12 protein-coding genes and 1 riboswitch are annotated in these 13,593 nt (G+C 53.1%); of the genes, 6 read left to right on the top strand and 6 right to left on the bottom strand.

Annotated features, from left to right (window positions below):
• Positions 1-2: 2 nt before the first annotated feature.
• From cra to leuO, 4 genes are all read right to left on the bottom strand, one after another.
• Positions 3-1,007 carry a catabolite repressor/activator gene (cra, locus tag SOM82_RS03595; protein ID WP_320460332.1) on the bottom strand — a complete coding sequence of 335 codons (1,005 nt, stop codon included), beginning with the start codon at positions 1,005-1,007 and terminating at the stop codon, positions 3-5.
• A gap of 179 nt (positions 1,008-1,186) precedes the next feature.
• Complete coding sequence (ilvN, locus tag SOM82_RS03590; protein ID WP_003856371.1) at positions 1,187-1,678, bottom strand: acetolactate synthase small subunit; 492 nt, start codon at positions 1,676-1,678, stop codon at positions 1,187-1,189.
• On the bottom strand, positions 1,678-3,402 hold the full coding sequence (gene ilvI / locus SOM82_RS03585; RefSeq protein WP_320460333.1) for an acetolactate synthase 3 large subunit: 1,725 nt from the start codon (positions 3,400-3,402) through the stop codon (positions 1,678-1,680). Before ilvI ends, ilvN begins: the two co-directional genes overlap by 1 nt.
• Positions 3,403-3,788: 386 nt before the next feature.
• Entirely contained in the window at positions 3,789-4,733 is a 945-nt protein-coding gene (gene leuO, locus SOM82_RS03580; RefSeq protein ID WP_320460334.1) for a transcriptional regulator LeuO, read from the bottom strand.
• 630 nt (positions 4,734-5,363) lie between these two features.
• Between leuO and leuL the strand changes: the two genes are divergently transcribed.
• The 5 genes from leuL to leuD all read left to right on the top strand — a co-directional run bounded on the left by leuL (position 5,364) and on the right by leuD (position 10,222).
• Positions 5,364-5,450: a leu operon leader peptide gene (gene leuL / locus SOM82_RS03575; protein ID WP_154127285.1), complete on the top strand. Its 87-nt coding sequence runs from the start codon at positions 5,364-5,366 to the stop codon at positions 5,448-5,450.
• A gap of 90 nt (positions 5,451-5,540) precedes the next feature.
• Entirely contained in the window at positions 5,541-7,112 is a 1,572-nt protein-coding gene (leuA, locus tag SOM82_RS03570; protein ID WP_320460335.1) for a 2-isopropylmalate synthase, read from the top strand.
• Entirely contained in the window at positions 7,112-8,203 is a 1,092-nt protein-coding gene (gene leuB / locus SOM82_RS03565; RefSeq protein WP_320460336.1) for a 3-isopropylmalate dehydrogenase, read from the top strand. The genes leuA and leuB overlap by 1 nt, the downstream gene beginning before the upstream one ends.
• Before the next feature lie 2 nt (positions 8,204-8,205).
• On the top strand, positions 8,206-9,606 hold the full coding sequence (leuC, locus tag SOM82_RS03560) for a 3-isopropylmalate dehydratase large subunit (protein ID WP_320460337.1): 1,401 nt from the start codon (positions 8,206-8,208) through the stop codon (positions 9,604-9,606).
• Positions 9,607-9,616: 10 nt separating this feature from the next.
• Entirely contained in the window at positions 9,617-10,222 is a 606-nt protein-coding gene (gene leuD / locus SOM82_RS03555) for a 3-isopropylmalate dehydratase small subunit (RefSeq protein ID WP_320460338.1), read from the top strand.
• Positions 10,223-10,251: 29 nt separating this feature from the next.
• On the opposite strand, the gene SOM82_RS03550 is transcribed toward leuD, so the two are convergent.
• Both SOM82_RS03550 and sgrT read right to left on the bottom strand, forming a co-directional pair.
• Positions 10,252-11,430, bottom strand: coding sequence for a sugar efflux transporter (locus tag SOM82_RS03550; RefSeq protein WP_320460339.1), 1,179 nt, complete (start codon positions 11,428-11,430; stop codon positions 10,252-10,254).
• 120 nt (positions 11,431-11,550) lie between these two features.
• Positions 11,551-11,703 (bottom strand): glucose uptake inhibitor SgrT, encoded by a 153-nt coding sequence (gene sgrT, locus SOM82_RS03545; RefSeq protein ID WP_320460340.1) that lies wholly within the window; start codon positions 11,701-11,703, stop codon positions 11,551-11,553.
• Positions 11,704-11,790: 87 nt separating this feature from the next.
• Here sgrT and sgrR point away from each other — a divergent pair, with 87 nt between their 5' ends.
• Positions 11,791-13,446 carry an HTH-type transcriptional regulator SgrR gene (gene sgrR, locus SOM82_RS03540; protein WP_320460341.1) on the top strand — a complete coding sequence of 552 codons (1,656 nt, stop codon included), beginning with the start codon at positions 11,791-11,793 and terminating at the stop codon, positions 13,444-13,446.
• A gap of 36 nt (positions 13,447-13,482) precedes the next feature.
• Positions 13,483-13,583, top strand: a riboswitch (TPP riboswitch).
• Positions 13,584-13,593: the final 10 nt, after the last annotated feature.

The following is a 13,593-nucleotide window of genomic DNA, read 5'->3' as shown; positions in this document are numbered from 1 at the left end:
ACTCAACGGCGACTTAACACACCGCGACGGTACAGGTTGCGTTTAATACGCGTCAGCCCCGGTTTAGGCTTACGCGGTTCATCCAGGCTTGCCAGCACGATTTCCAGAACGCGCTCGGCGACGTCACGATGGCGCTGCGCTACCGCCAGTACCGGGCACTGCAGGAAATCGAGTAACTCGTTATCGCCGAAGGTGGCAATGGCAAGTTCTGAAGGGAGCTTGCCGTCGCGACGCAGCGTCACATCCATTACGCCCTGCAACAGCGCAAAAGAGGTGGTGAACAACGCCTGCGGCATCGGGTGGGTCTCAAGCCATTTCTCGAACAGCTGAGCGGCGGCCTCGCGCTCGTAGCTGTTGGCATAGAGATAATGCACCTCACGCGGATCGTCTTTCCAGGCGGTACGAAAACCCTGCTCGCGCAGGAAGCTGACGGATAACTCCGGCAACGCCCCCAGATAAAGCACGGTTTCCGCCGGGAAAGTGCGCAGTTCAGCAGCCAGCATTTCAGCATCGTCCTGATCGGCACCCACTACGCTTGTAAAATGCTCACGGTCCAGCGCACGGTCAAGTGCGACTATTGGGAACGAATCGTTCGCCCAACGCTGGTAGAAAGGATGCTCCGGGGGTAAGGAAGTCGATACGATAATCGCATCAACCTGCCGTTGCAGCAGATGTTCGATGCAACGCATCTCGTTATCAGGCTGATCTTCCGAACAGGCAATCAGTAGTTGATAGCCGCGCTGACGCGCCTGGCGTTCAAGATAATTGGCAATGCGGGTATAGCTGGTATTCTCCAGATCCGGAATAACCAGACCAATAGATCGGGTGCGCCCGGCACGTAATCCGGCCGCGACAGCGTTCGGATGGTAGTTATGCTCACGCACCACCACCATCACTTTTTCAACGGTTTTATCGCTGACACGGTACTGCTTTGCTTTACCGTTAATCACATAGCTTGCCGTAGTTCGTGACACGCCGGCTAGCCGGGCGATTTCATCCAGTTTCACAATTGCCCCTTAAACGAAATAAAGTAGTCCATGGCCTTGTCAGGTTTATGGTTATATCTTTAACATCTAAACGCAGAATAGTCGTTGCGGCAACCGCTTTTCTCTCACTTAAGGTGCGTTTAGGCAAAAAAAAGCCTGGCTTTGCAGACCAGGCTTAAAGAGGCGAACTTTTTTGACTGCTAGCGCATTATTTTATCACCGCGAGACAAGCCCACGACACCGGAGCGCGCCACTTCCACAATTTTTGCGACATCCCGCACTGACGCCAAAAACGCATCAAGCTTGTCACTGGTTCCGGCAAGCTGCACCGTATAAATAGAGGGCGTAACATCAATGATCTGCCCACGGAAGATATCCGTGTTGCGTTTCACCTCTTCGCGTCCGTATCCGCTGGCCTGAATTTTTACCAGCATCACTTCTCGCTCAACGTAGGCCCCCTGCCCTAATTCACTGACACGCAGCACATCCACCAGCTTATGCAGCTGCTTTTCAATCTGTTCCAGCACCTTCGCATCACCGACCGTTTGAATAGTCATCCGCGAGAGGGTCGGATCGTCAGTCGGAGCCACAGTCAGGCTTTCAATGTTATAGCCACGCTGAGCAAAGAGTCCAATAACGCGAGACAAGGCTCCGGACTCGTTTTCCAGTAGTACAGATAATATCCGGCGCATCAGGTTCTCTCCGTTTTGCTTAACCACATTTCATCCATACCGCCACCGCGAATATGCATTGGATAGACGTGCTCCGTGCCATCCACAATGACATCCACGAAGACCAGGCGGTTGTTTCTGACGTGTTCAAGAGCTTCACCGAGCTTCGTTTCCAGTTCCGCCGGATCGCTAACGCGAATACCCACATGGCCGTAAGCTTCCGCCAGGCGAACAAAATCTGGCAACGATTTCATATAGGATTGTGAATGGCGCCCGGAATAGATCATATCCTGCCACTGCTTCACCATCCCCAGATAGCCGTTATTCAGGTTAAGCACCAGTACAGGCAGATCGTATTGCAGGGCTGTGGAGAGTTCCTGAATGTTCATCTGGATACTGCCATCACCGGTGACACACACCACTATTTCATCCGGCAGTGCCAGCTTCACGCCGAGAGCTGCGGGCAGACCAAATCCCATGGTTCCAAGGCCACCAGAGTTAATCCAGCGGCGAGGTTTATCAAACGGATAATACAGAGCGGCAAACATCTGATGCTGACCCACATCAGAGGTGACATAGGCATCCCCCTGCGTTAAACGCCAGATCGTTTCGATAACCGCCTGGGGCTTAATGTGCTCGCTTTGCGTGTCATATTTCAGGCACTGACGGGCACGCCACTGCTCAATCTGCTGCCACCAGTCACGAATATCATCCAGCGGTTGCGCCGGGGTCTCTTGCGCCAGCAGATCCAGCATCTGCTCCAGCACCTGCAGCGCATCGCCAACAATAGGTACATCGGCCGGGACCGTTTTGGAAATGGAGGTCGGATCGATATCAATGTGCAGCACCGTTGCATTCGGACAGTACTTCGCCAGATTGTTGGTGGTGCGATCGTCAAAGCGGACACCCACGGCGAATATCACATCGGAATTGTGCATCGTCATATTGGCCTCAAAGGTGCCATGCATACCCAGCATACCCAGAGCCTGACGATGCGATGCCGGGAAAGCACCCAGCCCCATTAATGACGACGCGACGGGCAGATTTAATGTCTCAATGAGGGTCCGCAGCTGTTCGTGACAATGCGCATTCACAGCACCGCCACCGACGTAGACCACCGGTTTTTTCGCCGCGATCAGCGTTTGCAGCGCGCGTTTGATTTGGCCCTTGTGGCCCTGAGTCGTCGGGTTATAAGAGCGCATGCTCACCGACTCCGGCCAGACGTAAGGCAATTTATTGGCCGGATTGAGAATATCTTTTGGTAAATCGACCACAACCGGCCCCGGGCGTCCACTGGCAGCCAGCCAGAAGGCTTTTTTCAACACGCCGGGAATATCTTCGGTTTGCTTGACCAGGAAACTGTGCTTCACCACCGGGCGGGAGATCCCCACCATGTCGCACTCCTGAAACGCATCATAGCCAATCAGTGAGGTAGCGACCTGCCCTGACAGAATCACCAGCGGAATGGAGTCCATATAGGCGGTAGCGATACCCGTAATGGCGTTGGTTGCCCCTGGCCCCGAGGTCACGAGCACAACGCCCACTTCCCCCGTTGCGCGCGCCAGACCATCTGCCATATGCACAGCCGCCTGCTCATGACGTACCAGCACATGATCAATGCCGCCCACGGTATGTAGCGCGTCATAAATATCGAGGACTGCGCCTCCGGGATAACCGAATACTTGCTTTACGCCCTGATCGATGAGCGATCGGACGACCATCTCGGCGCCAGACAACATCTCCATGGTTTGCCTCCAGGCTTCTTATCGTTATAGACGAACACAGGAATTCATTTCCTCGCTGTCTTGCTGATCAGGGCTTCCCCTGTCTTTCATTTTTGCAGAGTGGTCATCACCATAACCGCTCGCTATGAGGCAGGCAATCAGCAAACCCTGGCATCGAAGCGAGGTCGATAGCAGAATAAAGAGGTATTATTTAAGGATATAGTGAATTCAACTAAATCAGGCGATCGAGTTAATGCTTCATCGCTCAAAAAGGCGCTGAATAAGTCATTCATCTATTTTTGTTAGGGAAACAACGAAAAGAAAAAATCAAGACAGGACAAAACTCTGCAATCAAAAATAATAACAGGATAAACCAGAGCATCAGCCCCGATTCATCCTGATATAGATTAGCGGCGACAAACGCTCACTAATAACTCTTCCATCCACTGATGACCTTTATCCCGACCAGCCGCTTCATGCCAGGAGAGATAACATGTACGGCTATTGAGTTTCAACGGCAGAGGCTGTATTTGCAGCTCAAGCTGAGTAGAGAACTCTTCTGCCAGCCAACGAGGGGCAATGGCAACCAGATGCGTTTGCGACACAATATTCAATACGCTAACCATCGCCATTCCTTGATAAGCGACGCTTGACTGTTTATCTGGCGTGTCATACCACGGCTGGCTAAACGAGGCATATCTGTCGAGTGCGACAACGGCATGTTGCTCGTTATAAACATCACTTTCACGCAGCGGCCCTGTCATCCGTGGATGATTTTTGCTGGCAACCAGCACCATTTCATCATTAAACAGGGGAATACACGAAAATTCCGGCCTGCGAAATTCCTCATAACCCAGAACAAATTCCGTCTCCTGATAACGTAACTGGTGTTCTGTATTTTGATTAAGTGATGATTTAAATACCAGATGAATATTGGGTGCGATTGCTTCGACTTTATTATAAATAATAGACGTCAGATAATTATCCAGTGGGCTGCACACGCAAAGATGAAAAATGCGCTCACTGCTTAAAGGTTCGAAACCGCAGCCCGGCAGCTCATTCTGAACCAGTTGCAGCGCCTGACGCACCGAACCGAATAGCTGATAGGCTCTGGCGGTAGGTTGAATCCCACGGCCATAGCGAACAAACAATTCGTCGTTAAACATCACCTTAAGTCGTGATACAGCGTTACTGACGGCGGGTTGAGACATGCCTAAAGCCTGTGCTGCCCGGGTAATATTCTGTTCCTGCATAACAGCATCAAATACGGTTAATAAGTTGAGATCAACCGTACGCAATTGCGGCCGATTCCCTTCACCAACGTGAGACCGTTCATTTCTTTTTTCTGACATATCTAACTCCACTGTCACGCTAAACTCCCTTTACCTTAGTGCAGTAATTACTTCTTAAAATATTATTTATCATGCATATAAAACCAGAAAAAGAGAAGATTTAAAAATTCAGAATATATAAAACTCACGCTAAATCGCATGCGGACGCATACAGATACTCAATCAGCAAGAGCCGAAGATGGCAAATAAAAAATCAGGATTTGAATGAAACCATAAATCCAATGAATAAACAATAAGCAGCCTGTAAACTAAGATTTAAGTTTTATTAAACTATTCACTAGCAACAACGAACATTAGTTAACATTTCAATATCACTCTTCGACATTCATTTACTGCATCCGAATCATATACTTTCATAACCCAATGAATTAAATGAAATTAAAAAGACAGAATCAAACATATCAAACAATGTTTAATTGAAACGAATTATAAAAATTTCATCATTGAACTTTATTTAGAGTCTAAAAGTAGACTATTTGAACGGTCCGAATGCTAAAAACCAGCACAATTCGCTAAAGTAACGCTGACAAGATGTTTGATGAATGAAGCCGATTTTTAATTCAGGGGTTGACTTGGACTGACATATCCAGTACCACTAAATGCATAACATATTTATCTGGAGCATGATTCATGATTCGTAACGTTCGCTTCCTCAGCCTACTACTACTAAACGCATCCACTGTGCGCGGTAGGCTGGCGGGCGAAATTCAACGTTGAATCGTCTTCAGTAAACAAAAAACCCGCGCCACTGCGCGGGTTTTTTTATGCTCGTAGCAAGGCGCCCCTGGACAGACAAGGACCAAACCCATGAGCCAGCAAGTCGTTATTTTTGATACAACTTTACGTGACGGTGAACAAGCGTTACAGGCAAGCCTGAGTGTGAAAGAGAAACTGCAGATTGCATTAGCCCTGGAACGTATGGGTGTTGACGTGATGGAGGTGGGCTTCCCGGTCTCTTCACCAGGCGACTTCGAATCCGTACAGACCATCGCACGCACGATTAAAAACAGCCGCGTATGTGCTTTGGCACGCTGCGTAGAAAAAGATATCGATGTTGCCGCAGAATCGCTGAAAGTGGCCGAGGCCTTCCGAATCCATACTTTTATCGCCACATCCCCGATGCATATCGCGACCAAACTGCGCAGCACCTTAGATGAAGTCATTGAGCGCGCAGTGTATATGGTGAAACGTGCCCGTAACTATACCGATGACGTTGAATTCTCTTGCGAAGATGCGGGCCGAACCCCCATCGCCGACCTGGCACGCGTCGTTGAAGCCGCTATCAATGCGGGCGCAACCACCATTAACATCCCGGACACCGTTGGCTATACCATGCCGTTTGAGTTCTCGAACATCATCAGCGGCTTGTATGAACACGTCCCAAATATTGATAAAGCGATTATTTCCGTTCATACCCATGACGATTTAGGTCTGGCGGTGGGCAACGCCATTGCCGCTGTCCATGCGGGAGCGCGTCAGGTAGAAGGCGCCATGAATGGTATCGGCGAGCGCGCAGGCAACTGTTCACTGGAAGAAGTGATCATGGCCATCAAAGTGCGCAAAGACATTATGAATGTGCAAACCCGCATCAATCACAATGAAATCTGGCGCACCAGCCAGACCGTGAGCCAGATTTGCAACATGCCAATCCCGGCAAACAAAGCGATTGTCGGTACTGGCGCTTTCGCTCACTCGTCCGGTATCCATCAGGATGGCGTGCTGAAGAACCGCGAAAACTACGAAATCATGACCCCGGAATCCATCGGTCTGAATCAGGTCCAGTTGAACCTGACTTCCCGCTCCGGTCGCGCAGCGGTGAAACACCGCATGGAAGAGATGGGCTACAAAGAAAGCGACTACAACATGGATCATCTGTACGACGCCTTCCTGAAGCTGGCGGATAAAAAAGGTCAGGTATTCGATTACGACCTGGAAGCATTGGCCTTCATCAACAAACAGCAGGAAGAACCTGAACATTTCCGTCTGGACTACTTCAGCGTGCAGTCAGGTTCCAGCGATATCGCCACGGCGTCGGTCAAACTGGCCTGCGGCGACGACGTCAAAGCGGAAGCCGCCAACGGTAACGGCCCGGTAGATGCGATTTATCAGGCGATCAACCGCATCACCGACTACAACATCGAGCTGGTCAAATACGATTTGAGCGCCAAAGGCCACGGCAAAGATGCGCTGGGACAGGTCGATATCGTTGTCACCTATAACGGCCGCCGTTTCCACGGTGTTGGCCTCGCGACAGACATTGTCGAATCCTCCGCCAAAGCCATGGTGCACGTCCTGAACAACATCTGGCGCGCCGCAGAAGTCGAGAAAGAATTGCAACGCAAAGCTCAGAATAAAGAGAACAATAAGGAAACCGTGTAATGTCGAAGAATTACCATATTGCTGTGTTGCCGGGCGACGGTATTGGCCCGGAAGTGATGACACAGGCGCTGAAAGTTCTGGAAGCCGTTCGCGCACGTTTCGCGATGAAAATTACCACCAGCCACTACGATGTGGGCGGCATTGCGATCGATAACCACGGAACGCCGCTGCCAAAAGCCACGGTCGAAGGCTGCGAAAATGCGGATGCCGTATTGTTCGGCTCCGTCGGCGGTCCGAAATGGGAGCATTTGCCGCCAGCAGAACAACCCGAGCGCGGGGCATTACTGCCGCTGCGTAAGCACTTCAAATTGTTCAGCAACCTGCGTCCGGCGAAGCTGTATCAGGGTCTGGAAGAGTTTTGCCCGCTGCGCGCCGACATTGCCGCCAACGGCTTCGATATTTTATGCGTGCGTGAATTAACCGGCGGGATCTACTTCGGTCAGCCAAAGGGCCGCGAAGGCAGCGGTCAGCACGAGAAAGCATTCGATACCGAGGTTTACCACCGTTTTGAAATTGAACGTATTGCCCGCATCGCTTTCGAATCTGCGCGCAAACGTCGTCACAAAGTGACCTCCATTGATAAAGCCAACGTCCTGCAATCCTCGATTCTGTGGCGCGAAATCGTCAACGAAATCGCCAACGAGTACCCGGACGTTGAGCTGGCGCACATGTATATCGACAACGCCACCATGCAGCTGATCAAAGATCCGTCGCAGTTCGACGTGCTGCTGTGTTCCAACCTGTTCGGCGACATTCTGTCTGATGAATGCGCAATGATCACCGGCTCCATGGGGATGCTGCCTTCCGCCAGCCTGAACGAAGAGGGCTTTGGCTTGTACGAGCCTGCGGGCGGTTCTGCTCCCGATATCGCGGGCAAAAACATTGCCAACCCGATTGCACAGATCCTCTCTCTCGCGCTGCTGCTGCGTTACAGCCTTGATGCAAACGATGCGGCAGACGCGATCGAAAGCGCCATTAACCGTGCATTAGAAGAGGGCATCCGTACCGGCGATTTAGCGCGCGGTGCGGCGGCCGTCAGTACCGATGAAATGGGCGACATCATTGCCCGCTATGTCGCTGAAGGGGTGTAATCATGGCGAAGACGTTATACGAAAAACTGTTTGATGCGCATGTCGTTTACGAAGCCCCAAACGAAACGCCACTGCTGTATATCGACCGCCATCTGGTCCACGAAGTCACCTCCCCACAGGCGTTTGACGGTCTGCGCGCGCACAACCGTCCGGTTCGCCAGCCGGGGAAAACCTTCGCCACCATGGATCACAACGTCTCCACCCAGACGAAAGACATCAACGCTTCTGGTGAAATGGCCCGCATCCAGATGCAGGAGCTGATCAAGAACTGCAACGCTTTTGGCGTTGAGTTGTACGATCTGAACCACCCGTATCAGGGCATTGTCCACGTAATGGGTCCTGAGCAGGGCATCACCCTGCCGGGAATGACCATCGTGTGCGGCGACTCGCACACTGCGACTCACGGCGCGTTTGGTGCGCTGGCATTCGGCATCGGCACTTCAGAAGTTGAGCACGTACTGGCAACGCAAACCCTGAAACAGGGCCGTGCGAAAACCATGAAAATTGAAGTGAAGGGCAAAGCCGCACCGGGCATTACCGCAAAAGATATCGTTCTGGCGATTATCGGGAAAACCGGCAGCGCCGGAGGCACCGGCTATGTGGTGGAATTCTGCGGCGATGCCATTCAGGCATTGAGCATGGAAGGCCGCATGACGCTGTGCAACATGGCCATTGAAATGGGTGCTAAAGCCGGTCTGGTCGCGCCGGACGAAACCACCTTCAACTATGTGAATGGCCGTCTGCACGCGCCAAAAGGCAAAGATTTTGACGATGCGGTCGCCTACTGGAAAACGCTGCAAACCGACGAAGGCGCAACTTTCGATACCGTGGTGACGTTGCAGGCAGAAGATATCGCCCCGCAGGTCACCTGGGGCACCAACCCTGGTCAGGTGATCTCCGTTAATGACAATATCCCCGATCCGGCCTCGTTTGCCGATCCGGTGGAACGCGCCAGCGCGGAAAAAGCGTTAGCCTATATGGGCCTGAAACCGGGCATTCCGTTGACCGACGTGGCGATCGACAAGGTGTTTATCGGCTCCTGCACCAACTCGCGCATTGAAGATTTACGTGCAGCGGCAGAAATTGCCAAAGGGCGTAAAGTTGCGCCCGGCGTGCAGGCGCTAGTGGTTCCCGGCTCTGGCCCGGTGAAGGCCCAGGCCGAAGCCGAAGGTCTGGATAAGATCTTTATCGAAGCCGGTTTTGAGTGGCGTTTACCGGGATGCTCCATGTGTCTGGCCATGAACAATGACCGTCTGAACCCAGGCGAGCGCTGTGCCTCCACCAGCAACCGTAACTTTGAAGGCCGCCAGGGCCGCGGTGGTCGCACCCATCTGGTCAGCCCGGCAATGGCCGCTGCGGCCGCAGTGACCGGCCATTTTGCTGATATTCGTGGTTTGAAATAAGGAAACAATCATGGCAGAGAAATTTACCCAACATACGGGCCTGGTTGTCCCGCTGGATGCGGCGAACGTCGATACGGACGCCATCATTCCTAAGCAGTTCTTACAGAAAGTGACCCGCACCGGTTTTGGCGCTCACCTGTTTAACGACTGGCGCTTTCTCGACGATAGCGGCCAGCAGCCGAATCCCGAGTTCGTTCTGAACTTTCCGGAATTTAAAGGCGCATCCATTCTGCTGGCACGTGAAAACTTTGGCTGTGGCTCCTCCCGTGAGCACGCGCCGTGGGCGCTGACGGACTACGGCTTCAAAGTGGTGATCGCCCCAAGCTTCGCCGACATCTTTTACGGCAACAGCTTCAACAACCAGCTGCTGCCGGTGACGCTGAGCGACGAACAGGTCGATGAGCTGTTCGCGCTGGTGAAGACAAATCCGGGCATTTCATTTGAAGTGGATCTGGAAGCGCAGGTGGTGAAAGCGGGTGACAAAACTTACAGCTTTAAAATCGACGACTTCCGCCGCCACTGCATGATTAATGGCCTCGACAGCATTGGTTTAACCCTGCAGCATGAAGAGGCGATTGCGGCCTACGAAAATAAACAACCTTCGTTTATGAATTAACTTAATGGCCCGCGACAGCGGGCCTTTTTTCAAACGTCTTTTACCCGGCACGTCAGAATCAACGTCACCAGCGCAATCCCTGCGATCGCCCAATACACTGCAAAGTGACCATAGCTTTGCGCCAGCGCTCCCTGAATCACCCCTGCCAGAATCACCCCGGTAGAAATGCTATTGGTGAAAAGCGTGGTCGCAGATCCCGCCCGTCCGGGCATGAGATCCTGAAACCAGAGCATTCCAATCCCGGCGACGATCCCGATAAACACCGCATTAAACAGCTGTAGCGCCAGCAGCGCCTCGCGGCTGTGAAACAGAATTAAGCCAAGATAAAAAAGCACGCCTGCGGTCATCGCAATCACCATCATCCGACGCTTGCCAAACCGCTTGACGTAGTAGCCCGCCAGAATCATCGCCGGAATTTCCAGCCCGGCGGCGGTCCCCATCAGGATCCCCGCCAGTTTATCGGGCAGGCCAAGATCGCTACTGATCCACAGGGGCATATCAATGATGTACATCGTGTTGCAGGTCCACATCAGCGTCGAGGCGATAAATAACATGCGAACGTTTTTATTTTGCCAGCCGCTCACATGAGTGACGGGCGTATCCGCCGCCTGCTCCACCCTGGCGACCGATGGCAGCACAAAGGCGACCAACGCCAGGCTGATGGCAAAAATCCCCGCCGCGATGGAGAACATCATGGTAAAGCCGTAATTCAGCGCCAGCATAAACGCCAGCGGAGGACCAATCACCCATGCCAGGGAGAGCTGTGCGCGCATCACCGAGCTGAACATCACCACTTCCCGCGCCGAGCTATCCGCATATTCGCGCGCCAGAGCGAAAAGTTGCGGCATCGCGGTATTCGCCAGCGAAGCCAGTAATACGCCGCAGGTCAAGAGCGTCAAATAATGGCGATTAAAGGCGAACAGCAAGGCATTACCGATGGCCATGGCGCAACAGAAAAGGATTAATTTGCGGCGATCGCCCTGGCTGTCGGACCGTTTTGCCAGCCACAGGCTGACCAGAATCCCGGCGATGGCATTCACGGTGTAAAACAGCCCCACCCAGAACGGCTGTGCACCGACCTCCCGACTCAGGAACAGGCTTAGCGTCGGGGCCTGTAGCGCTCCCGCCACGCCCATCATAAAGGCCACCAGCATAAAAGCGGCATACACGCCGTTCAGGCGGCGGCCCATCGTCATCAACCAGAGCATGCGCAGTTCCTTGTCAAAGAGGATCGAATTTGAGTGGCATAGTAAACGAAAAAAGCCAGCAAAAACATTTTGCTGGCGGGTGATAAGCACCAATACTCAGTCACACATGATCGAGGCGAGTCAGCGGTCAGAGGTCGAATTCGTCACTTCCCACTGCATCAGATCTTCAAGCAATTTCAGCCGCTGCTCTGCGCACTGGCGGGCCAGCCAGGACACTCCTTTTGTCGCTGAAAAGTAGTGCTGATAAAACTGACGTGCGGTAGACCTCTTCATATTCACCTCCTCACTTCAACGAAATGAATTATTGGCTTAATATGAGGATTAATAAATTGCTGATTTTTTGTCAGGAGTTCCCCTTTTATGCCTTCTGGTCGTCTGCAACAACAATTTATCCGCCTCTGGCAGTGCTGCGATGGCCAGACAAAGGAGACGACGCTGAACGAACTGGCGGACCTCCTGAGCTGTTCGCGCCGCCATATGCGCACGTTGCTCAATACCATGCAGCAACAGGGCTGGCTGAGCTGGGAGGCAGAAGCCGGGCGCGGCAAACGTTCGCGGTTGACGTTTCTCTACACCGGCCTGGCCTTGCAGCAACAGCGCGCCGAAGATCTGCTGGAGCAGGACCGAATCGATCAGCTGGTGCAACTGGTCGGCGATAAGGCCGCGGTGCGCCAGATGCTGGTTTCGCACCTGGGCCGTAGTTTCCGCCAGGGACGCCATATCTTGCGCGTACTCTACTACCGTCCGATGAAAAATCTGTTGCCCGGTAGCGCGTTACGCCGCTCTGAAACCCATATGGCGCGGCAAATTTTCAGCGGTCTGACGCGCATAAATGAGGAAAACGGGGAACTGGAAGCCGACATCGCGCACCACTGGCAGCAACTTTCTCCGCTGCACTGGCGCTTTTTTTTGCGTCCCGGCATCCATTTTCATCACGGGCGTGAGCTGGAGATGGAAGATGTCATCGCCTCTCTGGAGCGGGCACGAGAGCTGCCGCTCTATTCGCATATTTCACGGATCCACTCGCCAACCGCCTGGACTCTGGATATTGAGCTTTCCGAACCAGACCAGTGGTTACCCTGGTTAATGGGCTACGTCCCTTCCATGATTTTGCCACTCGAGTGGCATTCCATGCCGAATTTCGCCAGCCAGCCCGTTGGCACCGGCCCTTACGCCGTGACGCGCAACAACAGCAACCAGCTCAAAATCCGCGCATTCGACGACTACTTCGGCTATCGCGCCCTGATTGATGAAGTTAACGTCTGGGTCCTGCCCGATGTCGGCGAGGAGTTTAGCGCAGGCCTGACGCTCGAAGGCCCCACCGCCGGCGAAAAAGCCGTCGAGAGTCGCCTCGAAGAGGGCTGTTATTATCTGCTGTTTGATTCCCGTACCCATCGGGGGGCAAGCCATGATGTACGCCAGTGGATAAGCCACATCCTCGCCCCCGCCAGCCTCATTTATCATGCGGAAGATCAGCACCAGGCCTACTGGTTCCCGGCGTACGGGCTGCTTCCGCGCTGGCATCATGCTCGTCCGGGGTACGCAGAAAAACCTGCCGGACTGGAGTCCATCACCCTGACGTACTACCGCGAGCATGTAGAACATCGCGTGATTGCCAGAATTATGAGCAAACTGCTGGCGGCGGAAGGCGTGACGCTGGAGATTCAGGAGGTGGATTACGATGAGTGGTATCGCGGAGAGGCTGTTAGCGATATCTGGCTGAACAGCGCTAACTTCACTCTGCCGCTAGACTTCTCTTTGTTCTCGCACCTGTATGAAATTCCGCTGATCCAGCACTGCATCTCCCGGGACTGGCAGCAGGACGCCGCGCAGTGGCGCGCCGGAGAGATGAATCTGGCGGTATGGTGCCAGCAACTGCTCTCCCGGCAGGCGATGGTGCCGCTTATTCACCACTGGCTGATGATCCAGGGCCAGCGCAGTATGCGCGGATTACGCATGAACACGCTCGGCTGGTTTGACTTTAAATCCGCCTGGTTTGCGCCGCCGGAACCATAACGCTTTCGTAATATTCACCAAATCATTACAATACCGCCGTTCTCAACGGGGTGCTGCATCAACGATGTGCGCTGAGATAATACCCGTCGAACCTGATCCGGATAACGCCGGCGAAGGGATTTGAGGCTGTCGCTCAAAATCCTTTGC

The sequence above is a fragment of the Lelliottia sp. CFBP8978 genome (assembly GCF_034046055.2).
Classification (GTDB): domain Bacteria; phylum Pseudomonadota; class Gammaproteobacteria; order Enterobacterales; family Enterobacteriaceae; genus Enterobacter.
This window is presented reverse-complemented; position numbering and strand designations above follow the sequence as displayed.